Below are 26435 nucleotides of genomic sequence, written 5' to 3'. Positions count from 1 at the left end.
CAAAAGCCCTTGACCTTAGCCTTACTCGAGGTTTTAAAGTGCGTCACTCAATCGCTTTAAGCTAACTCTCTGAGTTTATTTAATAAGCAATTTTTAAAATCAAATAAGTGGGTTTTCTAGCCAGCCATTGGTTGACAAAACCCCAAAGAAAACTAGAATAACCACATTCGAATACCATTCGAATGTGGTTATTCTAAAGATTTAAGAGATATGAAGTATGGCGCCAGCACCAAAATTTAGTCCTGAACAGCAACAAGAAATGATCCTTGATGCGGCTGTTCAGTGTATTCAAGAGTCCTCAATTACCGATTTCACCATGGCAAAGATTGCCCGCCTTGCAGGCTTGTCGATGGGCTCTGTATATAAGTTTGTTCAAAGTAAAGAAGACATCGTACTTGCGCTTGCATTTCAATCGTTTAGACATGCCTCATCGGTGTTCGAGCGTGTTTTAAACCTGCCACTGTCTACCCCAGAGAAAATGTTGGCAGTCACCTTGATTGCCCCTAAAAAACTGCAGTGTTTTGAGTTTGATTATGAGCTGCAGTCTTACGCAACCAACGAAGCGGTGATCAAACGTGCTTCGTCATTGTGGTCAGGCAAAATGATTGAAGCCTGTAATTTATGTGAGCAAGGTTTCAAGCTTGCCATCATGGAAGGGATCAATGCCGGCGAGCTCAAAGAAGTGCCTAATTTAAGTGAAGTCATTGAAGAAATTATCGTCAGCGGCTGGGCACTGACCGTGGGTTACGAGCAAGTTTTGCGCGTTAAGCAACAGCAACAAATTATCGAGGGTACAGCCTCACTACTAGAGCCTTTAGCCTTCAACGCACCAATCATTCGCAGCACAATTCGCCTTCTCAATAGTTACCCCTGGCAGTCTCCAATCACGCCAGACTCTCTAGAGCGAATTGAGCAAGCACTTATTAATTTAGAATTACGTTAAGGGAGCAACACCATGAATATTAAACGCTGGATTGTCAGCATTCTCATCATCTTTACGGTTATAGGCGGACTCGGACTTACCAAGTTTAACCAAATTCAAGCTATGATCGCATTTGGCGAATCTTTTCCTGAACCTTCTGCGTCAGTGGCTAGCGTTTACGCTGAAACGATTGAGTACACGCAAACGAGCAAGGTGATCGGCCAGTTAAAAGCACCGAGCATTATTGATATTAGCAATGAGTATCCGGGCCCTATCACTTATGTTGGTTTTAAACCCGGTGACATTGTTGAAAAAGGCCAAGTGTTACTGCGCTTAGATACCAGTGTCGAAAAAGCACAACTTGCCGCTGCAAAAGCGCGTGTTACTTTAGCTGAATCAACCTATTCACGAGTAACAAAGCTGCTGCAACAAAAACGCATTAGCCCGGATGAGGTCGACAAAGCACGCGCTGATGTAGCTGTTGCTAAAGCCGAAGTACAAAACCTCAATGCTGTTATTAACAAAAAAACCGTTACCGCCCCTTTCAAAGGCCAAGTTGGCCTAAGCCAATATCAAGTTGGTCAGCTTATCGATGCAAATATTCAAATCACCACATTAGTAGGCCTGAACGACACTATTTGGGTCGACTTCTCTGTGCCGCAAACCCTTCGCCAGCCTAAAATCGGCGAAGAAATGAAAGTCGCACTGGTTAATCAGCAAACATCAGAAGTTGTAGCAAAAGTCATAGCTAAAATGCCAATGCTAGATGCCAACTCTCGACAGCAAAGCTATAGAGCTGAAATCGCGAATCTAGATGGCGCGCTCAGTCATAACCAGATTGCCAGCGTGCGTGTGCCGCTATACACAACCAATGCGGTTGTCGTGCCAACCGCAGCAATCACTCGCAGTCACTTTGGTGAGTTTGTCTATGCACTTGAAAAAGATGAGCAACAAAACTGGCGCGCCAAACCGATTAAAGTCACATTAGGTGAAAAGTTAGGTGACCAACAAGTTGTGTTATCTGGCCTAAATGGCGGTGAGTTTATCGCTGGCGAAGGCGCATTTAAATTAAGGGAAGGTATTTTGGTTTATACCGCGCCATTAGATGAGCAATTAGCCACGACGGACGATAATACCGGAGGTCAGTAATGAGTGCATTACATGAGAACAAACCTTCTTTCATGGACATTTTTGTCAATCGCCCCGTACTTGCGATTGTACTGTCTGTATTGATCATCTTGGCAGGCCTAAACGCTGCGCAAAAGATTTCGGTACAGCAATATCCCAAGATTGAAAGTGCGTCACTGGTTATCAATACCGTGTATACAGGTGCGTCTGCTGATGTCGTCAAGGGCTATGTGACAGAGCCAATTGAACGCGTAACCTCAACCGTACCTGGCGTTGATTATGTTGATTCAGTGACCACTGCGGGCTTTAGTAAGGTCACAGCTTGGCTTGAGCTTAACCATAGCACCACAGATGCGCTCGCTGAATTAACCACTAAGCTCAACCAAATTAAGTTTGAGTTACCAACGGGTGCTGAAGACCCCGCTATCCAAATTGTGCGTGCCGATAGCCCGTATGCCGTGTTCTATTTAGATGTGCAATCGCAAGGCTTACCACGCAGTGAAGTCAGTGACTATCTTATTCGTAATGTTGTGCCAAGCATGAGTGACATTGAGGGCGTGCAAAAAGTCACCCTTGAAGGTGGCCGCGACCCAGCAATGCGTATTTGGTTAGACGCAGATAAACTCGCTATTTATGATTTAAGTGCCAGTGATGTGTTTGCTGCATTACAAGCAAACAACACCATTGCGACATTAGGCTACAGTGAAAACAACCGTCAACGCATCGACCTAATGGCCAATACCAGCCTGAAAAGTGTGGCAGACTTTGAAAACCTAATCATCAAAGAGAAGGACGGCTCGCAACTTCGCCTTGGTACGGTTGCCGACATCGAAATCGGCGAAGCCGAAGGCATGGTAACTGCGCGTTTAGATTCTCATGACACCGTTTTCTTAGCGATTTGGGCACTACCTGGTGCGAATGAAATCGACATTGGTGATGCGCTTTATGCCAAATTACCGCAGATCAACGATGGTCTACCAAACGGTATGAATATTGAGATTGGTTACGATGGCACGCTGTATATGCGTGACTCAATTAAAGAGATTTTCACCACACTTGCCGAAACAGTGTTACTAGTAGGCATTGTAATTGTTGCCATGATGGGCTCGTTCAGAACGGCACTTGTGCCATTGGTGACCATTCCTATTTCGATTTTAGGTGCCATCGCCGTTATTTCAATGATGGGCTTTTCATTGAACTTATTAACCATTCTAGCCATTGTATTATCGGTTGGTTTAGTGGTTGATGACGCCATTGTGGTGGTTGAAAACGTGGCGCGCCACATGCGTGAAGGCAAACCTCGATTGCAAGCTGCGCTTATCAGCTCACGTCAGTTATTAGTGCCCGTGATAGCCATGACGTTAACCCTTGCTGCGGTATACGCCCCAATTGGCTTCTTAACAGGTTTAACTGGTTTCTTATTCCGTGAGTTTGCGTTTACTTTGGCTATTGCGGTCCTGATTTCAGGTCTTGTGGCTATTACGCTGTCTCCGATCATGAGTGCTTATGTCAGCCCTGAGGGTGGTAAAGAAGGCAAACTTACACGCAAAGTAAATAGCTATTTCGACAAGCTACAGAGCTTCTACTTCAAGTCTTTAGATAAGTTGTTTGCATGGCGCCCACAAGTGTTCTTTATTGCCATTGTGTTCGCTTTGTTGTCTGCACCTTTTTATTTACTGTCGCAAAAAGAGCTTGCGCCCGTTGAAGATCAAAGCAGCATTCAAGTCGTGGTTGAAGCGCCACCTGAGTCTTCTCAGGCTTATACTTCAAGTCGAATGAATGACACAGCAAAAGTCATGAATGAAACTGAAGGTGCAAAATTCACTTGGCAAATTATCACTGCAGCCGCAGGTTTCGGTGGGGTTGAGTTAGCACCTTATGAAGAACGTGAAAACTCAGTTCACGACTTATACTTCGACCTATTTGCACGCCTTGGTAGTGTAAATGGCTTGAGTTTGTTTCCTATTTTGCCAGCCTCTTTACCAACTGCGGGCCAGTTCGATATCGAAATGGTAGTCAGAGCCAATGACGACCCTGTAGCTATGAAGAAATATGCTGACGAGATCATCGCGAAAGCGAATGCCAGTGGTAACTTCTTGTTCGTTAATACCGATTTAAAAATCGATTTACCACAAGCAGAGCTAGAAATTGACCGCGAATTGATTGCTGATTTAGGCTTAAACCTGCAATCGGTGAACGAGCAGCTTAGTATTTTAATGTCGAATAACTTTGTAAATTACTTCAACAAAGATGGCAAGGCGTATCGTGTTATTCCAGCGGTTGATAACGGTGACCGTTACAATCCTGAAAACATCTTAGATATGAAGATCCGCACAGACTCTGGTGAGCTTATTCCTGTATCAGCATTTGCGAGCTTAAGAACTTTCACAAGCCCGCGCGTATTGGGGTCTTTTAATCAGCAAAGTTCATTTAGGATCTTAGCGGGTGTTTTGCCACACGTAACCAAAGAGCAAGGTTTAACGGCCGTTGAAGAGATTGCTGCAGAAGTATTGCCTGCAAGCTACTCAATCGATCATGCCGGTGAATCGCGCCAGTTACGTAAAGAAGGTAATACCATGGTTGGCGTACTTTTAGTGTCTATGATTGTAGTGTATTTCTTACTGACAATTCAGTTTAACAGCTTCCGCGACCCACTTGTGGTGTTACTGGGCTGCGCGCCATTAGCACTTGCAGGTGCTCTGATGCTACCGTTTTTACAACTAACGACGATTAATATTTATAGCCAAATTGGTCTTATCACTTTGATTGGTCTGATTGCTAAAAATGGTATTTTAATCGTGGAGTTTGCCAACCATCTGCAACTTGAAGGTAAGTCGAAGCTTGAAGCGGTTAAAGGCGCTGCAGCGACACGTTTACGCCCAATATTAATGACAACAGGTGCAACTGTGCTTGGTCACTTCCCACTCGTATTAGTAACCGGCGCTGGCGCAGAAGCACGAAATAGTATTGGTATTATTTTAGTCGCGGGTATGTTGATTGGTACTTTCTTCACGTTGATTGTATTGCCACTGCTTTATCAAATGTTGGCAAAAGACCACCGTGGCGAAATGGAAACTGAAGCCTCGTTAACTGACACCAAGTTTGCAAATTCATTGTGATCATGATGTTTGCGTGGCTTAACCCCACGCAAACACATTCAAAAAAGCGCGATATAAAATCGCGCCTACCGAAACCACCAGCCTAGTTTTTTGATTGTAGATCGTCGTTTACGGCGACAAAGTATTTATGCTCCGGTAGCAGCGACTTTATGTCGGGTATTTTATTACGCCATAGTTTGAATATTTTGTCGGGCTGAAGCCCGACCTACAGTATGAGTAGTTTTGTATCATGTAGGTCGTCGTTTACGGCGACAAAGTTTTTAAGTTCCGGTAGCACCGACTTTATGTCGGGTAATTTATTTCGCCATGGTTTGAATATTTTTTCGTGCTAAAGCCCGACCTACAGCATGGGTTTACCCCACTCAAACACACAAAAAAAAGCGCGATGTAAAATCGCGCCTACCGAAAAATCAATCTGACAAATAATACTCAACCGTTGAAACAACGCGTACTTTCTTAATATGCGGATTGTTTCTGTCTCGTGCCGAAATACTAAATTGGCCTTGCGAGGCGCGTTTAATCTTACCTAACTTACTACCTGAATCTTCGGCAAACTTAGTCGCCACTTTACGGGCATTTTTGGTCGCTTCTTCAATCATATCTGGCTTGAGTTCATTCAAGCTAGAATATATATATTCGGTTTGAAATTGGTAACCGCCCGAAGTAAATACTATACCTTGTTTACCCAACTCAGACAGTTTGCCCATGACGTTTCTTACCGCATCTAAATCTTGCGAATAAACGGTGACGTTTTGCTGCGCCGTGTAACGAAACTCAGCGCGAGCATTATCACCCCATTGCTGCGCCGATTTGTCAGTCACAGACGGAGAAGTAAATGAAATATCATCAGACTTGATGCCGTTCTTTTCTAAAAAGTCTTTGATGTGGGCGGTTTTCTCATCAAGTGACTCATACAGAGCTTTTAAGTCATTTTCAGCAGCGCTAAATTGAATTGGCCATATCACCACATCAGACAGCACTTCGCGCTCAGACAAGCCTTTTACGGTAACGGTGCGCTCATATTCTTTAATTGAAATGGCCGCGTTCGAGGCGATAACTGCAAATAATGTCAGGCCCAAAAAGATCCCCGCTGCCAATAGCAGATTGTTGTTTGCTTTAGGTTGCATCACACGTCCTTAAATTTTTGTTATTTCTATTTCAACAGGCTAAATCATAGCCCAGCTAACTTAACCAAATATGAGCGATAGAGACTAAGTACTTAAAGAGTAAATTAAATAGGTAAAACCTCGGCCATCTCATTATCAAGCATATCGATTACCGACTCGAAACCATATTTCGGCTGCCACCCCAATTTTTGCTGTGCCGCAGAAGAATCATAAACTCGGTCTAGTTGATTGGGTAACGTCCATCCTCGCTGTAAAAACATCTTCGCCAGTTCTGGGGCTTGCTCTTTTATTAAACCTGCGGCGTCATTGAATAAACTCGGGCAATCTGATGCTTTAAACGGGGTTTTACCTGACACAATAAAACGATTAAACCCTGAAAGTCGCGTGTCTAGCGCCGCTAAATGCGCACTTGCTACATCTCGTGCATCGATACCCCGAGTGAGTCTATATACCGCCATTAAGTCGGCAGGTTCAGGAAAGCAACGAGATATTTGCAGTACGGTCACAGGTAGTTTGAATACATCAGAAATCGATTTTAGTTTGTCTTCAGCAGCAACTTTACTGCGGTGATACACAGTTTTTGGCTGTGGAGTGATTTGCTCATTCACCCAGCCAGCGGTGTTTTCGGGAGTCGATGCATGACCATACAGTGCGGTGGTACTGGTGAAAATAAACTGCTTTACCCGCAGCTTAATGCCCTCAAGGGCTAATTGCTCTGTGGCATCCACATTAATAGATTGAAACTCATCGTCAGATAATAATCCGACATGGGGTGCATGTAAGGCTGCCGTATGAATAATCACATCGACCCCTTCAAGAGCTTGTTGGATCAGCGCTTTATCGCGAATATCACCAATGTAATCAGCGGTAGAGCAAGGTGTTTTATCTAGGCCTACAACTTGATGCGTACGCATTAACTTAATATAAATTGCACGTCCTACTCTGCCCGCAGAGCCCGTCACTAACACTTTCATGGCTATCTCTTATTTTAAAATGACGATCACTTGCCGTTGTCATGCAACCAATCGCATATTGAGCTTTGTATGGACGCAATTGTACCAACATTTGTGATGATAAGGTCGCTCGATTGACGAACTTGATTGGCTGCTGCTATATAAACATCTCGCAAATGGTCGTCATATATTCGCAAATAGTTGCTGAGGCTTTTTGTTGGGTCATTACTGTTAGTGAGGTGGCGTTGAATCACTCTTGATAAACACACTTCCATAGGCATATCGAGCATGATCACATAATCAATTAAATGGGCGATTTCAGCCCTCTCTCGCCCAAAGGGTTCTTCGATAAAAATCATTGGCGAACCACATTGTACTTTTAATTCACTGAGGGCTTTTACAAATCTGGGTGACTGTATTTGCGATACATCCGCACCTTGATGTAGCCATGTCTTCATATCTACAGGGTAAGTATTCGGCTCCACAAAATCGTCGAACAATAAGGTCGGGCTATTAAACTCTTCAGCGAGACATTTAATGACAGAGGTTTTCCCAGCGCCAGAAACACCGCACAGGGCTATGACTTTTGTTTGTTTCATGTTGACTCACATAGAGCAAACTGAGGGCAAATAAGCACGACTATAGAGCCTTAAACTCAGGTTTGATTAAGCCAAAACACTTCAAATCATGAAATTCACCTTTCCAAAAGCCACTCGCTCGGCGAACTCCTTCCTCTTTGAAACCCAGCTTTTTTAACACCGCCTCGGAGGCTTCATTGCCAATCATAGTATCGCCTTGAATTCTATAAAGCTCGCAAAATGGAGATGTACTCGAAAATGCCAGTTCGATGATTTTACTGATCGCTTCAGACGCATATCCATACCCCCACTGATTAGCAGCAAGTTCATAACCTATACCTGCATGCTTCATTTTTTCATTCAGTGAATTAAAACCACAAGTTCCGATCAGTTGACCATTTTCTTTGAGGCGTATTGCCCAGCGAACGCCTAAGTTTTCTGAATATCTTTTATTAAAGAATTCAATTAATTGCTGCGCTTGTGATTCTGTTTGATAAGCATCAATATCGTAATATTGAATCACCTTATTATCAGAGAAAATACCAAATAACGCTGAAGTATCTTGCTCATTGAGTTGATTTAAAATCAACCTCTCGGTTTGCAAGTCTGGGAAGCTCACGATTCACTCCTTGTTTAAAGTTTCTAAAAGTTGAGCACCTAAAGCGTGTCTTTTAACGCAAACTCAACCCCTTGCTGGGCATGAATTTCGGTGGTGTCGTACAAAGGAATGCAGGTACTCGCTTGATTAACCAATAAAGCAATTTCAGTACACCCTAAGATCACCGCTTGTGCACCTTGTTCATGAAGGCGTGCGATAATTTTGAGGTATTGCTCTTGAGAAGCTTGATTGATGACCCCACGGCATAATTCATCGTAGATCACCTTATGAATAATCTCGCGGTCATCTTTGTTAGGCACAATAACTTCAATATCAAACTTTTCCTGTAGACGGCTTTTGTAAAAGTCCTGCTCCATTGTGAATTGAGTGCCTAAAAGACCAACTTTCGAAACCCCATCTTGCACTAAACGTTGTGCTGTCGCATCGGCAATATGAAGAATGGGAATGCTAATGTGTGCTTCTATTTCTGGCACTACTTTATGCATGGTATTGGTACAGATCATCAAAAAATCTGCGCCTGCACGTTCTACTGACTTTGCGGCATCGGCGAGAATCACTGCGGTATCGGTCCATTTACCTTGATGTTGTAACTGTTCAATTTCGTCAAAGTTAACACTATACAAGCAAATTTTTGCCGAGTTCAAACCACCAAGTTTAGCTTTGATGCCTTCATTCAAGGCCTTGTAATAACTTGCCGTAGACTCCCAACTCATCCCACCTAATAGGCCTATTGTTTTCATGGTGAGCGCTCCTGTTGATATATTTTTTATACACTCACTTTTTCAGAAAATGTCTAAAGCAGCAACCCTATTTATCTATAGCTCAATTCTGTCTCTTTGTTCTTGGCTTTTATTTCTAGGTTTTTTATTTCTGGGCTTTTTATTTCTGGGCAATGATATAAATGTGCAACTCTGGATATTGATCAAACTCCAGATGCTTAATGGTACAGCCCAACTCCATTAACAGCGTCACAAAGCCATTTGTGCCTAAAGAAGAGTAATAAACCTCAGGACCCATAGCGCAGTTAGTATGTGCGCCTTCTGCCTCCGTGCCACCAAATGAAAAAATAAACACCCCACCCGTGTTTAAACTGTCGACGATTTTAGTAATAACATTACGCTGTTCATTTAGAGGAATATGCCAAATACTGTCCCATGCAGTAATAAAGTCATATTTATGGGGTAAGTCATAACTGCATATGTCAGCGTGCACAAAAGCGATTTGCGGATGTCGCTGTTTTGCAAGCGAGAGCATTTTTTGGGAGACATCAAGCCCTGAAACATCGAAGCCAGATTGAGACAATAATTCAATAAAACGCCCTGTACGACCGCATCCAATATCCAGTGCTTTTCCTCTGTTTTGAGTAAACGCAATGGCTTTTTTATGCTGTGAAATGCCGTTAGACATGTTGAAAGTGCCTTCGGCCCAACGCTCTGTTATTTGATCATAGGCTTTGCCTATTTCTTCAGGTTTCATGGCAAAGCCTTATTCATTGGCAAATTCTTTTAGTGCTGCCAAAGCCTGCTCTGCCTTTTCAGTTTGCACAAAAATATGGTCGTGAAAAAACGCTGCAACTACGTTCGCACTAATACCATGTTCTGCTAGTTTAGTGGCAACTGCAGCCGTTAAGCCCACGGCATCTAAGCTTGAGTGCACAGTTAAAGTGATGAGTTTAAACACACCATCAAATTCTAGGTTTGCTTGTTCTGCTAGTCGCTTTTCAACAATGACAGTAAGCCCTTCTTGCTCCATAAAGGTCGCAATTGGTTGCAACGACACAACCTCAGAAAGCGAGCTCTTTACAGTACAAAAAACAAACTCCCCATCTTGTAATTCAGGTGACATACTTTGCAAAAGCGCCTCTAACTCTTTAATACCAGACATGTTTTCTCCTTTTATGCATCAACTTACTACAATGTTGACCTTATCAATGACATTGGCACAAATCGTATGCCATTAAACTCACCTTCTTGCTCGGTTATTTCAAAACCATGTTTTAAATAAAAATCGACGGCATTAACTGCTGAACGAAGTTTTATCTCTTGCACATCAGTTGACTCAAGTAAGTATTGTAATAACTTTTTCCCTATACCTTGTCCTTGCGCTTGATGCGACACAAACAAATGCGTGAGGTAATTTCCGGCTCTCATTGCGGCAAAGCCTAGCAAGATGCCGTTTGCTACCGCTTTTACAGTAACAAAGTCATCGTTGTTGAAAGTCGTTTTGATATCGGGTAGCACACGTGCAATATATTCTTGCTGACCTTGCTCATTAAAATGCGGTAGTACAGCAACTTTCGAGACTGCTTCAACTAATTTTGTGATAGCGATTAAATCTTCGTGATTAACTCTCTGAATTTCCATATTATCTCGCAAACGTTTATGTTGTACTTACAGTGTGAGAATAAGCACCTTAACACTAAATCATTTAGATGCTCGCCAAAATTTTTAAACGCCTTACAATAACGTGTTTTGTGATATTTATACTCTCAGGACCAAATTTTGAAACTCAGCAAACGCTTAAAATTAATCGAGTCTATGGTGTCGCCTCACTATGATCATATTTGGGACTGCTGTTGTGATCACGGCTATTTAGGTGCTGCGCTTTTAGATAAGCAAAACGATGAAACCGTACATTTTGTAGATATTGTGCCTGAGCTGATGCTAAGTCTCGAAAGCAAGCTACAAGCATTTTATGACGAACATAACTGGCAAGTTCATTGTTTAGATGTGTCTCATCTGCCTTTGCAAGATCATCAAGGCAGACATTTAGTGATTATTGCTGGCGTGGGTGGCGATTTAACCACGCAATTTATATCAAGCATTAATGCGCAACATCCGAACTTAGATATTGATTACTTAGTATGCCCCGTGCATCACCTATTCACGCTAAGAGCCAAGCTTAATGAACTGAAATTAGGTTTAGTGCAAGAGGCTTTAGTTGAAGATAACAAACGTTATTACGAAGTCATGTTGCTGTCATCTAAATCAAACAACCAGCCTGTCTCAGCGGTCGGTGAGCAGATCTGGCAAGCTGACAATGATGTACAACTTGACGCAGCAGAACGATATTTAAAACAAACGCTCAGCCACTACCAACGCATTGCAAAAGGCAAAAATAACGATGTGGCGCATATTATTTCTGCTTACGAGCAAGTCGTGCCGTCGATAAAGCCTTAATACCAGGACTTCTGAGTTCAATTACTACAACGACATAAAGCTGATGTGCAGGCCAATACTATTTTCAAAGCCTTCATCATTAAAATAATGACTATAGCCAAGCTGCACATGAATACGACGGGTGAACTGGTATTCAATAAACGGCTTTATGTAGCTCGAGCTTTTGAAATTATCGAGCTCTTGCTCTTCACAGCTGCTACAGCGGAAAATTGATCGGCTGATGTTGTTATAACGATACCCGCCAAGTACACCTATGGTGAGATTCTCGACTAAATGATCTTTTAAAATCAAACCCAATTCGCCATAAATTGAGGTGCCCGTCACACTCGATTCTCGACTTAGCTTCTCGCCCGTAACGGCGTTTTTTACATCCTCACTAAACGGGTTGTCGTCTTCAATGTACACATAGTCTAAACCGATCGCGAACTGGTAAAAACTGCGCGGTTCTCCTTTGTAATAAATACCAATGGAATGGGCCATATCGTCTACTTGCATATCAAGCTCTGTACCTTCATTGATATCATTGACACTCAAAGCCTGATAACTAAAGCCATAAGAATAATTATAAAAATTAACGTTTTCGGCTTTGCTTACACCACTAAACAACAGGGCACCAGCAAATAAAGCATGTTTAGCGTATTTCATACTGCTCTCCTTCTATTTGGTATTCGCAGCACAGCTCTTTACGGCATGCACAAAGTGCTTAACGGTGCGGGCGTTGTAAAAAATAATGCTATTTCTATATTCGTAATTGTAACTACTGTCTTCAAATTTATTATGCGGTGTACCACTCCAAACTTGCCCCATAGGCACATTGGGAAATACAAAAGGGTTCAGTGCTGGCTCTTCGCAAGCTAACTCATTATTGGCCTGTAACTCTTTAATACTCGGTAAACGCCAATTCGCTCCAGAATCTTCGTCATTGAGTTTAGCAACATATTCATAGGCTTGCTGCCAATCTAGTTGTTCAGCATTGCCCTCTTTACATTCATCACCTGAAAGCCCTGCTACACATCGTTTCCATATCAAGCCTGTTTGCTTGTCAACAATATTGCCTTGTTCGTCTTGAAGGTATCTTGTAGAGGGCGCAGAAAAACTCACACGTTCATTGCAACGTTGGTTACCAGCAAATACTTGCCTATTCGAAATAAGCTTTTCGGCCTCACTGACTACACCTCCTTTTTCATAGAGGTTTTGCTTACCACGCACTGCTCTGATGAATTTGGGCTCTAAACTTAATCCTCCGGCAACCCGGCCAGTACCAAATCCCACAGACCAAATGCTGTTTGTATCATCTGTATCTATATTTTGAGTCCAGTAAAATCCCAGTTTGGTATTAGGAAAGTAATCTGAATCGATACTCGGTTGAGAGCGCCCATAATGCACCAAATCTTGTAGCTCGATTTTGTTAGGCAGTCGCCAATCATCAAAACCGCAGTATTTTTTAGCATTGAGCTTTTCAAGATAACTTTGCGTGTCGCAGTCGTCATCGCACACACCATTATCTGCGGTTGAGTAGTCTGGTAAGTTTTCATCAAACCAAGAATAAGAAAAGCTGCTGTCTTGAGGTAAACCAGAGCCTTCAGGGCCCTTAACTTCCCAAATTAAGCCAGTGACATTATCAAGCACACATTGCCATTGCTCGGCATCAGCCGCTAACGGCTGACCTTGCGCATCTAGCTTGGTGTAATCAAAGCTCGCATCACCCGCCCCGACTTTCAGTAAATTAGTTTGTGTATCTCTGCCCGTAGTGCAGTCTTGGTTGAACCCCGACTGTAAATCACATTGCGGTAAGTTAGTGTCAGGATAATCCCCCGCGAACGTCACGCCGGTATCGTTATAAGGCGACACAATTTCATCACAGGTGCATTCGCCGTCGCATTTTGCAATTTCAATTCGCGCTAAGGGTGCAGTTGTATTTGCATTTTGCGAATTTCCCGATGAGCTTGAAGTCGTATTATTCGCTGTCGTTGGTTTATTTTCAGCCGTAGGTTCATATTTACAACCCGCTGTTAAGCTCAGTAAAACCAATAATGGCGCCGTTTTCAGTAACATCATGGTCCATATCTCATTTGTGCCTATTCAATAAAAACTAACGCTCAATTTTCATACCAAAAAAGTTCTCGCACAGAGTTTGCAACTCCTATCACAACTTTCAACTTAACAGGCTTAATATCTGAATTAATCAGCTGTCATTTAAAGGACTAAGAAACTCAAAATTAAATTATTAATTTCAGTATTTTAGCCTTAAAAATATGCAGGAATGATTATGGAAACTGTCGACCCCCTCTTAATTGCGTTTTTACCTAAAGACATCCGCTCGATGTTTTTCCCTTATGCCAGCGTGCAACTTGGTGCTTTGATTTTGAACTTGCTGATGGGCTTTATTATGGCGAGTTTAATTGGCTACCATTTTAGAAAGTACGCCAGTGCATTTTGTAATCGCCAAGACTTCTCTCGTCTTTTCCCGCTGCTTATGCTCACGGTTATTTTGATCATCACTGTGGTCAAAGCATCGCTTGCTTTAGCGCTTGGTTTAGTGGGTGCATTATCGATTGTGCGTTTCAGAACACCAATCAAAGAGCCTGAAGAGCTTGTTTATTTATTCTTAAATATAGGTGTCGCCGTTGCTCTAGGTGCAGGACAAACCCTTGCAGCCATTGTGGCCTGTGTTGTGACTCTATTGTTAGTGACTTGGGTTAAGAAGCGTCACAGTAAAGATGTGCAAGAGAACGGCTTATTTCTATCGCTCAACTACCGCAGCGATGACCCCGATGTGAACATTGCTATTTCGGATGTAAAAAACATTCTAGAGCAATATGTTGATCGCCTTGAATTACGCCGCTTTGATACTGGTGAGCAACACTTCGATGCCGCTTTCTTTATCTCAATCAAAGAAGCCAAACAAATCGATGAATTCATGCATGCATTGAAGCAAAAGTACCAAGGGATCAACATTTCACTGCTTGAGCAACACAATATTGCGGGAGTGTAGTTATGAGACTCGATACGCCTAAAGCCGCCTACACCCCACCCGAACGCAAGGCGTTTATGCTGGGCGTGTTAATTCTTATATTACTGTTAATACCCTCAGTGAATGCAGTAAAAATAGCCCTGATCCATAGCGGCTATGTTGCCCACTACGAAGATGGTAAAAGCAAATTCATGCAATTGGTGCAAGACATCAGCCTTGCACCAAAGCGCCTACTGACTGCCGATAAAGACTTGCCTGTTATCAAAGTTGATATTAAATATCAGGACTGGCTCAAACTTGAACAAGATAGAAACAATGCGCTTAAAAACGGCATCATTGCCGAGCAGCGCAATCAAGTGAATGCCACCCTTTATTTAAACCAACAAAAGTACTTTGCCAAAGTGCGTCTTCAAGGTGACATGCTTGATCATGTTAGCAACGACACTCGTTGGTCATTGCGCTTTGAGCTAAAAAAGAAAAAAGCCTTATTTGAATCTCGAAAATTTGCTTTAGTAGCCCCTAATGTGCGCATTCATCAAGGCCCGAGTTTATTCAGCAAAACGATGGAGCTGGCTAACTTTGATATTATTGCGCCTAAAAACATTCCAGTTCGCGTCGTACTTAACGGCGTCGATTGGGGCACCATGTTTGTAGAGCAAGCCTTTAGCCAATCATTACTTGCTGTGAATGATCGTACCGAAGGATTAATAGCTCGACTCGATATACATGAACAAACTCAAAATAGTGCCGGTGAGATCACGCGCGTGCTTAAACCTCGAGAGCTGCAACGCGGCACCATTCTCGGCAACCCAGCTCTGAGCCAACAAAGACAAATTGCACTTGCGCTGCTGGATGACTTTTTAAATAAAAAGCGCCCTGCCAGTGATGTATTTGATGCTAAAAAAATGGGCCAATACTTAGCTACGGTTGACCTATGGGGGGCATGGCATGCACTCACATGGAATAACTGGCGCTGGTATTACAATCCGCATTTAGCCAAATTTGAACCTATCCAAAGTGATGTAGCGGTTACACCAGCTAAACACAATTGGTTGATGACACCACCTAGCCACGACTTTGTATTGTCAACAGCCATGTTAGATGATCCTATTATTCGCTCTCATTATGATGTGGCTAAGCAAACCTTAATTGAACGTATTAATCAAAATTTAATCCCTGAATTACAAGCCTATGAGCAAACACTACTGAACAAATTACATGGCGACAGCCCGTTATTGGCGCCTTTTGATTTAACGGTTATGAAAACCCAAGTCATGTGCTGGCAAAGTGATTACCAAGGTGCTGGTTGCCAAAATATTGGTCAGTTTGATCCGAGCCTGCATCAACATATGCAAGATTACGCAGGTCACGCCAATTGGGATATCTTAGCGCGCTTTAATTCTAGATCTGGAACTGGCGTATTAAAGCTCGTCAACAACGATAAAGAACCACTGCACTTAAAAAGTATCACCGGTCTTAATCGCTATGAAGATCGCTCTGAGCTCGAAGAGGTTAACGCGGACTTTCCTCGGGTATTGACCCCTGGTGAGACACTCAACATTAACTTACCTGCTGACATTATCGCAGTTGATTTACGTGCTGCTTTAGCGAGCAAGAAAATTGCAACGTTTCAATTTAAAAAAGACATCGCGCCACTGCACTTTATTCCTCGCCCACAACCTTTAAACGCTTCATTAATGAGCCAATACCCGTTTATTGAAGTCAATGAAGGGCATTGGTATGTAAAACCGGGGACTTGGCAAATTAACGACTTTTTGGTGACCCCTGATAACACTGAATTAGTTTTGCCTGCAGGCGCTCACTTAGAGTTCGCTACCAAAGCGGGCTTGATGGTGTTCGGTCACTTAACAGTGAAAGGCACTGCGGATAACCCAGCGTCATTAACCAAACAAGTCAGTAACCGAAAATGGTCGGGGCTCAGCGTGTTCTCAAACGAGTACAGTCCTAAATCGGTTGTTAGACACCTCAACATTAGCTATTCAAGCAACCCGAAGCTGGGCTTATGGCAACCACGCGGCGCGACCTACTTTGTTAAAACGCCAGTGTTACTTGAAGACATTCACATTAGTGAAAACCAATCAGAAGATGGCTTAAATATCATTAATGGCGATATCGAAATTAATCGCATGTTGATCACCAATGCGTTGTCTGATGCCTTTGACTGTGACTTTTGCATGGGCACCGTCAATGACAGTGAGTTTAGAAGCATAGGTTTTCGCTCTGGCGGAGACGGTATTGATGTCAGTGGTTCAAAACTTACGCTCAATAATGTGTCATTCAATGGTGTACGAGACAAAGCCATATCGGGTGGTGAACGAAGCCATTTAATCGTTAATACTGCCCGCTTTAATAACGTTAATTTCGGCCTAGTTGCCAAAGATGATACCAAGATCACAGCAACCAATATCACGGCTGAAAACGTTAAACATCACGCCCTTATGAGCTATTCGAAAAAGCCAATTTTTGGTGGTGCAATTTTAGATGTCAGTGAATTTAACTGCTTAGATGCACAATGTGAAAATAAAATCACCGTCGAAACTGGCAGCGTACTTACCATTAATGGTACTGCAATAGATAGCCAAGACCTCGATGTAAAGGGCCTTTACAGAACAATTATGAAATCGGATAAACCAAGATGAATACAGATAACACACCAAATTATCGTTTCGAGGTTAAGATCCCTATTCCGCTTAACCGTTTAGAAGAAGTTAGAATATGGCTAATGACCCATGCTTTATGGTTTAAGCCGCACTTCCCTGACCGAGATGTAAACAGCTTATATTTGGATACTCCTCATTTAGAGCGCTATGAAGAAAACCTCAGTGGGATCAGTGTTCGCAAGAAAGTGCGCATTCGTTGGTACAACCAACTCGATGATGCCAATAAAGCCAAACTGGAGTTTAAACATCGTCAGGGGGGGAAAGGTTACAAGGTCACTTTCGATACCCAATTTGATTTTGATGACCCTGAATTTAGCTGGGTCAAAGCACTAAAACTCAGCTTTGACAAACTGCCTGAGCAAGGACAATTGCTTTGGGGCGTTGAGCACACGCCCGTGCTTATCTGCCGCTATACACGCCAATATTTTATTTCGAACTGCCAGAAAATTAGGGCTACATTTGATAAAAACATTTGCGTCTATGACCAAAGATATAAAGCTAATGCAAACCTGAATAGAAGTGTGCCGCTTGGAGATTATGTATTGCTTGAGCTAAAAGCTGATGCTGAATTTGAGAAAGAGCTAAGCCGTTTACTCGCAACCTGCCCGCTTCGTCAGTCCCGTCATTCAAAGTATGTGAATGGTATTCGACAACTGATGTGGCAATAACTATGTTGTGCGTGGGGTAAACCCACGCCTACAGCCACAGTTGAGACCGCACAAATTCACTCCCTGTAGGCGCGATTTTATATCGCGCTTTGCAATACATTTAAAATGCGTCATAGTATTTAACAACTTAAAACAACAACGATATCAACATGATGAAATACACACTTCTAACTGCGCTGCTCATCTTTAGTACTTCGAGCTTTGCAGCCATCAAAGCGAAAAAAGAAATTTTACTCGATAACACAGACGTTGAAGTAATTAGAGCTACTTACCCTGCGGGCAGTGAATCTGGTGTTCATACTCATGTTTATGCAAACCGCGTTGTGTATTTTGTCAAAGGTGGCGTACTTGCCATCACACCTGAAGATACCAGCAAGCCTGACCGTATTATTACGGTAAAAGATGGCCAAACTCTGTATATGCCTGGCGGCACACACAATGTTAAAAACATCGGCGACACTGAAGTCATCATCGTTGAAACTGAAATCAAAAACAGCAAGCGGTAATTTTCATTTTGTAAAAAAGTAGAGCCATGGCCGTTTTAAGGTTTAAATCTTTTCTTGTACTAGCGATTTCAGGCCTAGCAAGCACCTATTTGTTAGGCTGTGCAGCCAAAAGCAAAGTACATGTCATTGCACCTTGGTGTTCACCAGATGAACTCACAAAGATTTACTCTGCCTTACAGGAGATTAAACAGGTAACTGTGGTCAAATCTGACGCTGAGTTGCCAAATGGCATGCTTCATAATTCGATACTTGTGCCTAAGTTAGTTCAAGATTTCACTGTCATTGAAGAGTTAGCCAGTGCTTTGACTATGCATGGGTTCGAAACACATATCAGCTATATCAACAACTTTAACCATCACTATAAAGGTGAACACATTGGTGTGTATATTACTCACTGTACTCTTGCCACCAGCACTTCAAAAAAACTCTCAAATTAATTCGCAAATTGCAATTTAGGTTTCAAAACGAAATATAAAAGTTTCGTTTAACTAAAAATCAATAACTTATAATTGGCACAGCCTCTGCTTTATCTAAAGTGAGTAAATTAAAGATGAAGTTAAAGAGGAAGCCACCATGTATACGCTAACTACTTATCAAAACCTTAAAGAATTATTTCCTGAATTAAATGCACAGCTTTTCAATAGCTCACACGATTATCGCAAACAAGTGCTTGAGATGATGTCTAAGCAAGAGTGCAAGTTGCATGATTTAAACGAGCAATTTATGGGTGAAAAGCATGAAGCATCTCGCGAAGAAGCTTGTATTTTAGGGTACAACTGATGCAAAACTACTTTAAATTCTAACTGCCAGGGTAATGCCATTACATCGAGCATACTCTGGCTTTGCCATTTTTCACAGCCACAGGATGAGGTTACAACAATGAGATAAAACCTATGATCAGCTTTGCCTATATAATTCGATTTCAAATGGCTTTTAGCCCTGTATACTGCCCGCCTAAGTCAATCAATGTGATAGATCAGTTCAGGTATTTTTCTATGCGTAAGTCCGACAAAAAAATAGACAATCAACTCAGAGAATCGCTTACTCAAGTATGTGATGCCGCCCTCAAAGATATCGAAGGGTTCCAGTGGCTAACTCACCAAGCTAACTACTCAGATTTTCCAAATAGCTTAAAGATCACCTGTGTGTTTGATACCAACGAACAATTGAATGACTACTTAAACTCGTCACAGAATGCATATTTACTCAATCTTATCAGCAAAGAGTTAAATATGATGAAGTTAAAAATAAAGTCAGTGGCTAAAGTGGTCAGTTACGACTCGGAAGAGAACTGCCTAGCTGAACATAACGGTAATTGGGCTAGAAGACTAGGTAACTAGGAAGCTAGGTAACTAAAAGCTAGTTACCTAGAGCTGAAATCAATTTAAATTCACACTTTTCTTCTCAGATAAAACGCTGGCAATAGCGCTTAATTTCTGCTCTGCCATGTTCATTGAATTTTTATGTCGTTCGTCTGCAAATTCTTGATATTCAGAGGCGACTTCGTAAATCCGATCAACCCCCAAATATTTACTCAAAGTGCGAAGATGCGGCACTAAATGGCTATGCACTTCGTTGATACCGCCTTTTTCAAAACCAAATTCACCACTTGAAGTAATAATAACCAAAGTCTTACCCGACATTAACGGCGCTAAAGGCTTATCGCCACGGGTTAAGTCAAAGTCAAAGGTTTCATTAATACGAATGATTTGATCAAACCACGCCTTGAGCTGTGCAGGCATACCATAGTTGTACATGGGCGATGACATTACAATCAGATCCGCTTTTGCAAGCTCAGCAATATACGCATCAGACTGAGCCAAGATTTGCTGTTGCTGTGCCATTCTTTTGGCCTTTGGTGTAAACACCGCACCAATCCAATCTTGCGTAATAAACTGCGGAGGGGTCACTCCGATATCTCGATACATATACTCATCTATGTGAGTTTGCTTTTTCAGCTCGGAGATAAATAGTCTTGCCAGCTTTTTAGAAATAGAATCATGATCAGGATTGTCGTTAGAAACCGCTCTTACGCTTGCATCTATATGTAATACAACACACATTTTTTAATACCTCATTGGTTTAATTAGAGTGTCATTTTTGTCACTTTTTGATACTTAAACAAACGAGTAAAAAACATTTACAGATGAGTTAAACTTATCTATCTTGCTTTTTTAAGTTAACGATAGCGCTATGAATGTTTCATTACCCGCACTAAAAGCATTTGAGTCAGCAGCAAGACTGGGGAGTTTTAAAGCAGCAGCCACAGAGCTGGCAATTTCACCCACAGCTGTTTCTCACCACATAAATAACCTTGAGCAACGACTCAATGTGAACTTGTTTACTCGTGAAACAAGAAAAGTCACGCTCACAGCTGCAGGAAGACAATTGGCAGAAGCCACAAACCAAGGCTTTAGCATCATACAAGCTGGTATTGATAAAGTGACGGCGAAAGACAAATTGATCAACGTCGCAACCACCTCTTCCTTCGCCGCATTAGTGCTTATTCCAGCACTACACCACTTTTATCAGCAATACCCTGAGATAACTGTCAATATCACCAGTGGTGAGCAACTTACAACAGATAACTTCACCTTACCCGTTCGGTTTGGAATAAGTGAGCAACAAAACCAAGCAGATATCATCAAGTGCGAGCAATTTAATTTGTTTAGTGCACCGCATGTCGCAGATAAATTCAGCAACAATGATAGTGTGACCATTTACACTACCAAGTGGAAAAACAACGCTTTACCAAAAGCCCCTCTTAAAGACTGGCTTGCCCTTAATGCATTGCAAGACAAACACGTTGTCGTTAAGTATTTCGATCAAGAGCTGTTTGGTATTCAACAAGCCATGCTCGAAAACGCCTATGTGTTTTGCTCTAACACGCTCACTCAAGGCTACCGACAAGCGGGGTTACTTGCAGAGTTAAATACCCAAGCTATCGATTCTGACTTTTGTTATTACATCGAAAACAAGCAAAAGAACACCACTAGACACAACCATATGTTCGTCGAATGGTTAGACAATCTCATGCTGTAATGAAACAATAAGCTTCGAGTAAAAGATGAATTAAGGAAAGTTATCAGATGCTTGAACAAGTCATGTCTTTAATGGGGTTAATCGCGTCAATTTGGTTAGTTTTAGGTGTGTTTTATGCTGCAAAGCTTTACCCAAACTACAATCATAGCGAGCAGTTTTGTAGCGAATTAGGTGCCGCTGGTAGCCCAACACAAAGGTTTTCTCCGCTTATCAATAACTACCCGCTCGGTGTACTGTTTTGCCTCTTTGGAGTCTATGTATTTAACTTAGAGTCAAATATATGGCTACAACTGACTGGGTTATGTATTGTCGTGCATGGTCTAGGCACTTGGGTAGCGGGCTTCTTTCCGATGGATTCAGATCCATACACCAAAGCGCCGAGTCGTGACTGTAACATCCATTCGTGGGCGGGGTTATTTATGTTGCTTTCACTGTTGCTAGCCCCCATATTCATGCTAATCGCGCCGCTATCTGCCATTAACAGTTTCGCGTTTAAAGCTTTTTCGATCATGAGCCTTATCGCTACTATTTATACTCTTATATTGATGAAAAAGGCCTATGTTCAAAAACAAAAAGTCGGGCTATATCAGCGTATTTCTTATGGCACGCAGCTGGCATGGTTGAGCGTGTTCTCTCTAGTAATCTCTTTTTATTGATAATCAATAATGAAGCAATCTTTTGAAATTAGTCGCATACATACGCCGTTAGGTATTTTTAGAGTGTCTGGAGAAGCTTCAGATCAAAAAGCCCTGGCAATATCGCAGCTAGAGATCATGGGAACTGATGGCTGGCTGTTTTTAGATATTCAATCAACCAAGGTCACCAACCTAATAAAGCAACTAGAGCCGCACTTGCAGGCTCATTTGCATGGTTAAGCCCATATGACTGACAAGTTGAGTAATAAGAACTTAGCCCTTTTTGATTTTGATGGCACCTTAACCGATGCCGATATGTTCACTAAATTCTTAAAATTTTCAGCGACAAAAAAGCGGGCTTTGTTAATTAGGCTGACATTACTTCCTCTATATGGATTTTATAAACTAGGCCTTTTCCCAGCGCCAACTTTGCGAAAGTTAGCAAGCTTTGTTGCTTATAAAAACAAACCCATCCGCTTCCTGTACCCTATTGGAGAAGAATACGCGCTTACGGTGATCCCCAAACACCTTCGCAAACAAGCCATTGAGCGTTTGCAATGGCACTTACAACAAGGTGATACCGTTGTTGTTGTGTCAGCTTCTTTAAACCTGTACTTAGAGCCTTGGTGTAAGTCACTTGGTATCGGGCTAATTTGTAGTGAGCTTGCAACTAAAAATGGCAAATTTACAGGGCTTTATCTAAACGGAGATGTGAGCAATCACATTAAGGCTGAGAGGGTAAAATCAATGTTTAATCTCGACCAATTTAAACGTATTTACGCCTATGGTGACACATCAGAAGACCATGCACTTTTGTCTCTAGCCGACGAACAATATATGAATTGGGTGAAGCAATAATCTAAACTAAACCATGTTTTTCATTGACTTGAGCCGTTATCAAAAGATATTTTAGGTACAAACAAGAATAAACGGATGTTCAATGCTTAAACCTCTTATTTTAACTGCAGCCCTACTTTCCTCTTTAAGCGCACTTGCAGCTCCAACAATTAACAACCAACAAGTGGAACAACAAAAAAGTTGCTTTAGCGGTCGCTTTGAAACTTATGGTATTTGGCGTGGCATGATCGAAAATAAAATCAAAAGAAGGGTGACTGAGCCTCAGAAAATCGCTCAACGCATGAAAGTGTTTGATGACCGCTTTGGTGAAAAACAGTTTAATGCTTTCAAAGAGAAGCTAGATTGCACAAACTTTAAATACAAGGTCGACGGTAATGATGTCTGGGGTTATGTCATCAAACCGAAAGGTTCAGTGCAACTTTTACCAACCTTAATTTATAACCGAGGGGGTAATGGTAACTTTGGGAGTGTGGTATTTGGCGCAATGATGGCGAACCTATTTCCAATTGCCGAACACGGGTTTGTGATCATTGGCTCACAATATCGAGGCACTTTCAGCAAAGATGATAACCTTGACCAATTTGGCGGAGAAGACGTTAACGATGTATTAGCTCTGCTAGATTTAATACCTTATGTAAACGGTGCAGATACCAATAGAATTGGTATGTTTGGCGCGAGTCGAGGCGGTATGCAAACACATTTGGCCGCTAAGCAAACTTCAAAAATCAAAGCCATTGCGACCATTGCCGGTAGCGCCGATTTAAAAGCAGGTCTTGAGATACGTGCCAATATGGAAAAAGTCTATAAAAACCGAATTCCAAATTATGCACAAAATAAAGACCAAGAACTGGCCAAGCGCTCAGTGTTAAGTTGGGTAGATACCCTGCCAAAAGACAGACCAATTTTGCTGATCCATGGTGGAAAAGATAAGCGCGTATCAGCTACTCACTCTGAGAATTTAGCAGCCGCACTCAAAAAGCATAAAGTACCGCACAAGTTAGTGCTTTATCCTGAAGACAATCACTTTTTAGAACGCTCTAAATCGCAAGCCGATGCTGAGATTGTGAACTGGTTTAAAGCCCATTTATAAGATAAAAAGAGGCATAGATCAGAACTTGGTTTATGCCTCTCTTACCTTTCTAATCTAAAACCATTACTAATTTTCACTTTCATTTACATTAACTGAATAATAAAAAACTGATGTTTAATCAGGTTTTTGCATATAAAGATCCAAAAAGTAATAACTCATTAATAAAAATAAATCTCATTATTGCACCTTTTTAGGGTAAACTCCCCACCCTCAGCCATTTCATTAACAATATACATACAAAATGTGAGGTCATTGTTTTGAACATCAACCGCCTGCTTGGCAAAGTAAAAGTTGCCAATAAGCTGCGAATCTCTATTGCTATCTCTATCGCAATTATAGTGGGGATCCAACTCTCTGCTGCAAACAAACTGAAAGACACAATGACAGCTGAAAGACAAACAAAGGCGATTGGCCTTGTGGAATCTGTTAGCTCTCAATTGAATGCCATTGCCAAGTCAGCCAACCTAACCACTGAGCAAAAGCAAGCACAAGCAAAGTATTTGATCAATAACACCCGTTTCGGTGAGTCAGGCTACTTTTTTGTATTCGACAACCGAGGTGACATGGTTGCTCACCCGATTAAACCCGCACTTAACAACCAATCAATGACAACACATGTAAAACCATTTATTCGTAATGCTTTTACACAATTTGTTGATACTGCTGAACAATATGGTCAAGGCTTTGTTACGTACCAATGGCCAAAGCCAGGGTCAACTGAACAAGAAGAGAAGGTATCGTATGTACAAAAACAGGCACATTGGAATTGGGTAATTGGCACGGGGATTTACCTAACTGATATTCAAGAGACCTACTACCAGACCTTGAGTAGCATTCTTATTGAAATGTTGGTTTACATCGCAATATTACTGATTGTTTCGCAATATGTGGCACGTAATATCACAAAGCCATTGAATAAACTGACTCGCACCATGACTCAAGTTGCAAATGAGAAAGATCTGACGATTCAGCTAAAGCATCAAGGTAATGATGAGTTATCTGAAATGGGACGCGCCTTTAATGAAAGTAATGCCCAGTTTAGACATGTGCTAGACAACATTAACGAGAATACCATGTCGTTAGCGTCTCAAGCCGAAGAGTTATCTGTGGTAACACAACAAATTAAAACCGGCATTGTTGAACAGCATCAAGAAACTGCGTCAGTGCAAGACAAAGTTAGCCACTTAAACGAGTCTGCCCAAGAAGTATTTCAACAAACACAAAGTGCCCTTGATAACGTAGAACATGCTGGACAGTTAACAGCTCAGAGTTTAAAGCACATTAATGACAACGCTGTCTCAATCAATGAAGTGGCTGAACGAGTAGATAGCGCAGAGCATGCGGTGAAGGAGCTACAAAATAGCTCAGATAAAATCACCGAAGTACTTGATGTGATCCAAAAGGTAGCTGAGCAAACCAATCTACTTGCCCTCAACGCCGCGATTGAAGCTGCTCGAGCAGGAGAACAAGGCCGAGGCTTTGCCGTTGTAGCTGATGAAGTTAGAACGCTTGCAATGCGTACCCAGCAATCAACAGAAGATATTCAGGCTATTATTAACCAACTTCACACAGGGGTAAAAGCCACTGTTGATGAAATGGTGCTGTGTAAACAGTCTGCCAATGAAGGCTTGTTGATCAGTAAGCAGTGTAATGAGACGTTACAGCAAGTAGATGGCGCGATGCAGGCTATCCAGCTTTCAAACGCTGAGATTGCCGCCGCCGCGCAATTGCAGTCTGATAACATCGCAGTCATTGCAGATAACATGGCTAGCATCGCTGCGGTTTCTGAGCAAACAGAAACCGGTGCTGAACACACCCATGCTGCAAGCCAACAGCTCAGTGTTATGTCGCAAGAGTTAAGTGATTTAGTGAGAGAGTTTAAGGTTTAAAAATGTGAATGTCAGAGCGCGGTATGTGTGAAGTACCGCCACTGACTGCAAAACAATTTTTGACTTGAAAAGTAAGCGCGATTTTATATCGCGCTTTTTTTTGCGCAGGGTAAACCAGCGCCTACAGTGAGCTGTTAGCTCAGCCTTATAGAACATCCCCATACATTCGCTATGTTGGTTGCTATAGATAATGTAGGCGCGATTTTACATCGCGCTTTTATGCGCAGGGTAAACCAGCGCCTACAGGATTTGTTAGTTCTAGGGTTTTAGGTAAGTTCGTGTTGTAGGTCGGGCTTCAGCCCGACAAAATATTCAAACCATGGCGACATAAAATCCCCCACATAAAGTCGGTGTGAACGGAGCATAAAAACTTTGTCGCCGTAAACGACGACCTACATTCAAAAAACTAAATAGGTGATTGCTGTAGGCGCGATTTTATATCGCGCTTTTTTACGCAGGATAAACCA

Annotated in this window: 28 protein-coding genes; 17 read left to right on the top strand and 11 right to left on the bottom strand. The window is 42.0% G+C overall.

Annotated elements, in window-relative coordinates; translation table 11 throughout:
* The first annotated feature begins 217 nt into the window (after positions 1–217).
* Genes AC1HJP_RS01630 through AC1HJP_RS01620 form a run of 3 tightly spaced genes read left to right on the top strand, consistent with a single transcriptional unit; the run spans position 218 to position 5169 of the window.
* Positions 218–943 (top strand): TetR/AcrR family transcriptional regulator, encoded by a 726-nt coding sequence (locus AC1HJP_RS01630; protein WP_480359916.1) that lies wholly within the window; start codon positions 218–220, stop codon positions 941–943.
* Between the two features lie 12 nt (positions 944–955).
* Positions 956–2071 carry an efflux RND transporter periplasmic adaptor subunit gene (locus AC1HJP_RS01625; protein ID WP_480359915.1) on the top strand — a complete coding sequence of 372 codons (1116 nt, stop codon included), beginning with the start codon at positions 956–958 and terminating at the stop codon, positions 2069–2071.
* Complete coding sequence (locus AC1HJP_RS01620) at positions 2071–5169, top strand: efflux RND transporter permease subunit (protein ID WP_480359914.1); 3099 nt, start codon at positions 2071–2073, stop codon at positions 5167–5169. Before AC1HJP_RS01625 ends, AC1HJP_RS01620 begins: the two co-directional genes overlap by 1 nt.
* Before the next feature lie 410 nt (positions 5170–5579).
* On the opposite strand, the gene AC1HJP_RS01615 is transcribed toward AC1HJP_RS01620, so the two are convergent.
* The 8 genes from AC1HJP_RS01615 to AC1HJP_RS01580 form a co-directional block, all read right to left on the bottom strand.
* Complete coding sequence (locus AC1HJP_RS01615; RefSeq protein WP_480359913.1) at positions 5580–6296, bottom strand: SIMPL domain-containing protein; 717 nt, start codon at positions 6294–6296, stop codon at positions 5580–5582.
* Between the two features lie 104 nt (positions 6297–6400).
* Positions 6401–7270 (bottom strand): NAD-dependent epimerase/dehydratase family protein, encoded by an 870-nt coding sequence (locus tag AC1HJP_RS01610; protein WP_480359912.1) that lies wholly within the window; start codon positions 7268–7270, stop codon positions 6401–6403.
* 26 nt (positions 7271–7296) lie between these two features.
* The gene (locus AC1HJP_RS01605; protein WP_480359911.1) at positions 7297–7848 is read right to left on the bottom strand and encodes a nucleoside/nucleotide kinase family protein; all 552 of its coding nucleotides are present in this window, start codon (positions 7846–7848) and stop codon (positions 7297–7299) included.
* 40 nt (positions 7849–7888) lie between these two features.
* Positions 7889–8446, bottom strand: coding sequence for a GNAT family N-acetyltransferase (locus AC1HJP_RS01600; RefSeq protein ID WP_480359910.1), 558 nt, complete (start codon positions 8444–8446; stop codon positions 7889–7891).
* 38 nt (positions 8447–8484) lie between these two features.
* Positions 8485–9186, bottom strand: coding sequence for an aspartate/glutamate racemase family protein (locus AC1HJP_RS01595; protein WP_480359909.1), 702 nt, complete (start codon positions 9184–9186; stop codon positions 8485–8487).
* A 139-nt stretch (positions 9187–9325) separates the two neighbouring features.
* Positions 9326–9922, bottom strand: a complete 597-nt coding sequence (locus AC1HJP_RS01590) for a class I SAM-dependent methyltransferase (RefSeq protein WP_480359908.1) — start codon at positions 9920–9922, stop codon at positions 9326–9328.
* A 9-nt stretch (positions 9923–9931) separates the two neighbouring features.
* A complete protein-coding gene (locus tag AC1HJP_RS01585) occupies positions 9932–10330 on the bottom strand; it encodes an ACT domain-containing protein (RefSeq protein WP_480359907.1) in 399 nt (132 codons plus the stop codon).
* Between the two features lie 26 nt (positions 10331–10356).
* The gene (locus AC1HJP_RS01580; protein ID WP_480359906.1) at positions 10357–10809 is read right to left on the bottom strand and encodes a GNAT family N-acetyltransferase; all 453 of its coding nucleotides are present in this window, start codon (positions 10807–10809) and stop codon (positions 10357–10359) included.
* A 138-nt stretch (positions 10810–10947) separates the two neighbouring features.
* Between AC1HJP_RS01580 and AC1HJP_RS01575 the strand changes: the two genes are divergently transcribed.
* Positions 10948–11625 (top strand): tRNA (adenine(22)-N(1))-methyltransferase, encoded by a 678-nt coding sequence (locus tag AC1HJP_RS01575; RefSeq protein ID WP_480359905.1) that lies wholly within the window; start codon positions 10948–10950, stop codon positions 11623–11625.
* A gap of 24 nt (positions 11626–11649) precedes the next feature.
* Here AC1HJP_RS01575 and AC1HJP_RS01570 read toward each other — a convergent pair whose 3' ends face one another.
* Together AC1HJP_RS01570 and AC1HJP_RS01565 are read right to left on the bottom strand one after the other, a co-directional pair.
* Positions 11650–12270: a hypothetical protein gene (locus AC1HJP_RS01570; RefSeq protein WP_480359904.1), complete on the bottom strand. Its 621-nt coding sequence runs from the start codon at positions 12268–12270 to the stop codon at positions 11650–11652.
* A 12-nt stretch (positions 12271–12282) separates the two neighbouring features.
* Entirely contained in the window at positions 12283–13683 is a 1401-nt protein-coding gene (locus tag AC1HJP_RS01565) for an Lcl C-terminal domain-containing protein (protein ID WP_480359903.1), read from the bottom strand.
* 211 nt (positions 13684–13894) lie between these two features.
* Here AC1HJP_RS01565 and AC1HJP_RS01560 point away from each other — a divergent pair, with 211 nt between their 5' ends.
* From AC1HJP_RS01560 to AC1HJP_RS01530, 7 genes are all read left to right on the top strand, one after another.
* Entirely contained in the window at positions 13895–14620 is a 726-nt protein-coding gene (locus tag AC1HJP_RS01560) for a DUF4956 domain-containing protein (protein ID WP_138479081.1), read from the top strand.
* 2 nt (positions 14621–14622) lie between these two features.
* Positions 14623–17259, top strand: a complete 2637-nt coding sequence (locus tag AC1HJP_RS01555; RefSeq protein ID WP_480359902.1) for a CotH family protein — start codon at positions 14623–14625, stop codon at positions 17257–17259.
* Positions 17256–17948 (top strand): polyphosphate polymerase domain-containing protein, encoded by a 693-nt coding sequence (locus AC1HJP_RS01550; RefSeq protein ID WP_480359901.1) that lies wholly within the window; start codon positions 17256–17258, stop codon positions 17946–17948. The genes AC1HJP_RS01555 and AC1HJP_RS01550 overlap by 4 nt, the downstream gene beginning before the upstream one ends.
* A gap of 149 nt (positions 17949–18097) precedes the next feature.
* Positions 18098–18454 carry a cupin domain-containing protein gene (locus AC1HJP_RS01545; RefSeq protein ID WP_480359900.1) on the top strand — a complete coding sequence of 119 codons (357 nt, stop codon included), beginning with the start codon at positions 18098–18100 and terminating at the stop codon, positions 18452–18454.
* Positions 18455–18480: 26 nt separating this feature from the next.
* Complete coding sequence (locus tag AC1HJP_RS01540; RefSeq protein WP_480359899.1) at positions 18481–18891, top strand: hypothetical protein; 411 nt, start codon at positions 18481–18483, stop codon at positions 18889–18891.
* A gap of 136 nt (positions 18892–19027) precedes the next feature.
* The gene (locus AC1HJP_RS01535; protein WP_480359898.1) at positions 19028–19234 is read left to right on the top strand and encodes a hypothetical protein; all 207 of its coding nucleotides are present in this window, start codon (positions 19028–19030) and stop codon (positions 19232–19234) included.
* A gap of 215 nt (positions 19235–19449) precedes the next feature.
* Positions 19450–19794: a Fis family transcriptional regulator gene (locus AC1HJP_RS01530; protein WP_480359896.1), complete on the top strand. Its 345-nt coding sequence runs from the start codon at positions 19450–19452 to the stop codon at positions 19792–19794.
* Between the two features lie 39 nt (positions 19795–19833).
* On the opposite strand, the gene AC1HJP_RS01525 is transcribed toward AC1HJP_RS01530, so the two are convergent.
* Positions 19834–20517 (bottom strand): FMN-dependent NADH-azoreductase, encoded by a 684-nt coding sequence (locus tag AC1HJP_RS01525; RefSeq protein ID WP_480359894.1) that lies wholly within the window; start codon positions 20515–20517, stop codon positions 19834–19836.
* Between the two features lie 130 nt (positions 20518–20647).
* Here AC1HJP_RS01525 and AC1HJP_RS01520 point away from each other — a divergent pair, with 130 nt between their 5' ends.
* The 6 genes from AC1HJP_RS01520 (at position 20648) to AC1HJP_RS01495 (ending at position 25968) form a co-directional block, all read left to right on the top strand.
* Positions 20648–21496: a LysR family transcriptional regulator gene (locus AC1HJP_RS01520; RefSeq protein WP_480359892.1), complete on the top strand. Its 849-nt coding sequence runs from the start codon at positions 20648–20650 to the stop codon at positions 21494–21496.
* A 47-nt stretch (positions 21497–21543) separates the two neighbouring features.
* On the top strand, positions 21544–22152 hold the full coding sequence (locus AC1HJP_RS01515; RefSeq protein ID WP_480359891.1) for a DUF998 domain-containing protein: 609 nt from the start codon (positions 21544–21546) through the stop codon (positions 22150–22152).
* A 9-nt stretch (positions 22153–22161) separates the two neighbouring features.
* On the top strand, positions 22162–22371 hold the full coding sequence (locus AC1HJP_RS01510; protein WP_480359890.1) for a hypothetical protein: 210 nt from the start codon (positions 22162–22164) through the stop codon (positions 22369–22371).
* Positions 22372–22377: 6 nt separating this feature from the next.
* The gene (locus tag AC1HJP_RS01505) at positions 22378–22989 is read left to right on the top strand and encodes an HAD family hydrolase (RefSeq protein ID WP_480359889.1); all 612 of its coding nucleotides are present in this window, start codon (positions 22378–22380) and stop codon (positions 22987–22989) included.
* A gap of 82 nt (positions 22990–23071) precedes the next feature.
* A complete protein-coding gene (locus AC1HJP_RS01500; protein WP_480359888.1) occupies positions 23072–24079 on the top strand; it encodes an alpha/beta hydrolase family protein in 1008 nt (335 codons plus the stop codon).
* A 257-nt stretch (positions 24080–24336) separates the two neighbouring features.
* Complete coding sequence (locus AC1HJP_RS01495) at positions 24337–25968, top strand: methyl-accepting chemotaxis protein (protein ID WP_480359887.1); 1632 nt, start codon at positions 24337–24339, stop codon at positions 25966–25968.
* Positions 25969–26435 lie beyond the last annotated feature (467 nt).

Source organism: Pseudoalteromonas sp. NFXS53 (genome assembly GCF_056629255.1).
This window is presented reverse-complemented; position numbering and strand designations above follow the sequence as displayed.

Excerpts from the sequence above, each read along its gene's own strand:
- AC1HJP_RS01570 (WP_480359904.1), bottom strand. The coding sequence starts at position 12,270 with ATGAAATACGCTAAACATGCTTTATTTGCTGGTGCCCTGTTGTTTAGT.
- AC1HJP_RS01630 (WP_480359916.1), top strand. The coding sequence starts at position 218 with ATGGCGCCAGCACCAAAATTTAGTCCTGAACAGCAACAAGAAATGATC.
- AC1HJP_RS01610 (WP_480359912.1), bottom strand. The coding sequence starts at position 7,270 with ATGAAAGTGTTAGTGACGGGCTCTGCGGGCAGAGTAGGACGTGCAATT.
- AC1HJP_RS01550 (WP_480359901.1), top strand. The coding sequence starts at position 17,256 with ATGAATACAGATAACACACCAAATTATCGTTTCGAGGTTAAGATCCCT.
- AC1HJP_RS01530 (WP_480359896.1), top strand. The coding sequence starts at position 19,450 with ATGCGTAAGTCCGACAAAAAAATAGACAATCAACTCAGAGAATCGCTT.
- AC1HJP_RS01540 (WP_480359899.1), top strand. The coding sequence starts at position 18,481 with ATGGCCGTTTTAAGGTTTAAATCTTTTCTTGTACTAGCGATTTCAGGC.
- AC1HJP_RS01560 (WP_138479081.1), top strand. The coding sequence starts at position 13,895 with ATGGAAACTGTCGACCCCCTCTTAATTGCGTTTTTACCTAAAGACATC.
- AC1HJP_RS01555 (WP_480359902.1), top strand. The coding sequence starts at position 14,623 with ATGAGACTCGATACGCCTAAAGCCGCCTACACCCCACCCGAACGCAAG.
- AC1HJP_RS01520 (WP_480359892.1), top strand. The coding sequence starts at position 20,648 with ATGAATGTTTCATTACCCGCACTAAAAGCATTTGAGTCAGCAGCAAGA.
- AC1HJP_RS01515 (WP_480359891.1), top strand. The coding sequence starts at position 21,544 with ATGCTTGAACAAGTCATGTCTTTAATGGGGTTAATCGCGTCAATTTGG.
- AC1HJP_RS01505 (WP_480359889.1), top strand. The coding sequence starts at position 22,378 with ATGACTGACAAGTTGAGTAATAAGAACTTAGCCCTTTTTGATTTTGAT.
- AC1HJP_RS01620 (WP_480359914.1), top strand. The coding sequence starts at position 2,071 with ATGAGTGCATTACATGAGAACAAACCTTCTTTCATGGACATTTTTGTC.
- AC1HJP_RS01545 (WP_480359900.1), top strand. The coding sequence starts at position 18,098 with ATGATGAAATACACACTTCTAACTGCGCTGCTCATCTTTAGTACTTCG.
- AC1HJP_RS01590 (WP_480359908.1), bottom strand. The coding sequence starts at position 9,922 with ATGAAACCTGAAGAAATAGGCAAAGCCTATGATCAAATAACAGAGCGT.
- AC1HJP_RS01535 (WP_480359898.1), top strand. The coding sequence starts at position 19,028 with ATGTATACGCTAACTACTTATCAAAACCTTAAAGAATTATTTCCTGAA.
- AC1HJP_RS01580 (WP_480359906.1), bottom strand. The coding sequence starts at position 10,809 with ATGGAAATTCAGAGAGTTAATCACGAAGATTTAATCGCTATCACAAAA.
- AC1HJP_RS01510 (WP_480359890.1), top strand. The coding sequence starts at position 22,162 with ATGAAGCAATCTTTTGAAATTAGTCGCATACATACGCCGTTAGGTATT.
- AC1HJP_RS01625 (WP_480359915.1), top strand. The coding sequence starts at position 956 with ATGAATATTAAACGCTGGATTGTCAGCATTCTCATCATCTTTACGGTT.
- AC1HJP_RS01500 (WP_480359888.1), top strand. The coding sequence starts at position 23,072 with ATGCTTAAACCTCTTATTTTAACTGCAGCCCTACTTTCCTCTTTAAGC.
- AC1HJP_RS01565 (WP_480359903.1), bottom strand. The coding sequence starts at position 13,683 with ATGATGTTACTGAAAACGGCGCCATTATTGGTTTTACTGAGCTTAACA.
- AC1HJP_RS01585 (WP_480359907.1), bottom strand. The coding sequence starts at position 10,330 with ATGTCTGGTATTAAAGAGTTAGAGGCGCTTTTGCAAAGTATGTCACCT.
- AC1HJP_RS01615 (WP_480359913.1), bottom strand. The coding sequence starts at position 6,296 with ATGCAACCTAAAGCAAACAACAATCTGCTATTGGCAGCGGGGATCTTT.
- AC1HJP_RS01525 (WP_480359894.1), bottom strand. The coding sequence starts at position 20,517 with ATGTGTGTTGTATTACATATAGATGCAAGCGTAAGAGCGGTTTCTAAC.
- AC1HJP_RS01595 (WP_480359909.1), bottom strand. The coding sequence starts at position 9,186 with ATGAAAACAATAGGCCTATTAGGTGGGATGAGTTGGGAGTCTACGGCA.
- AC1HJP_RS01605 (WP_480359911.1), bottom strand. The coding sequence starts at position 7,848 with ATGAAACAAACAAAAGTCATAGCCCTGTGCGGTGTTTCTGGCGCTGGG.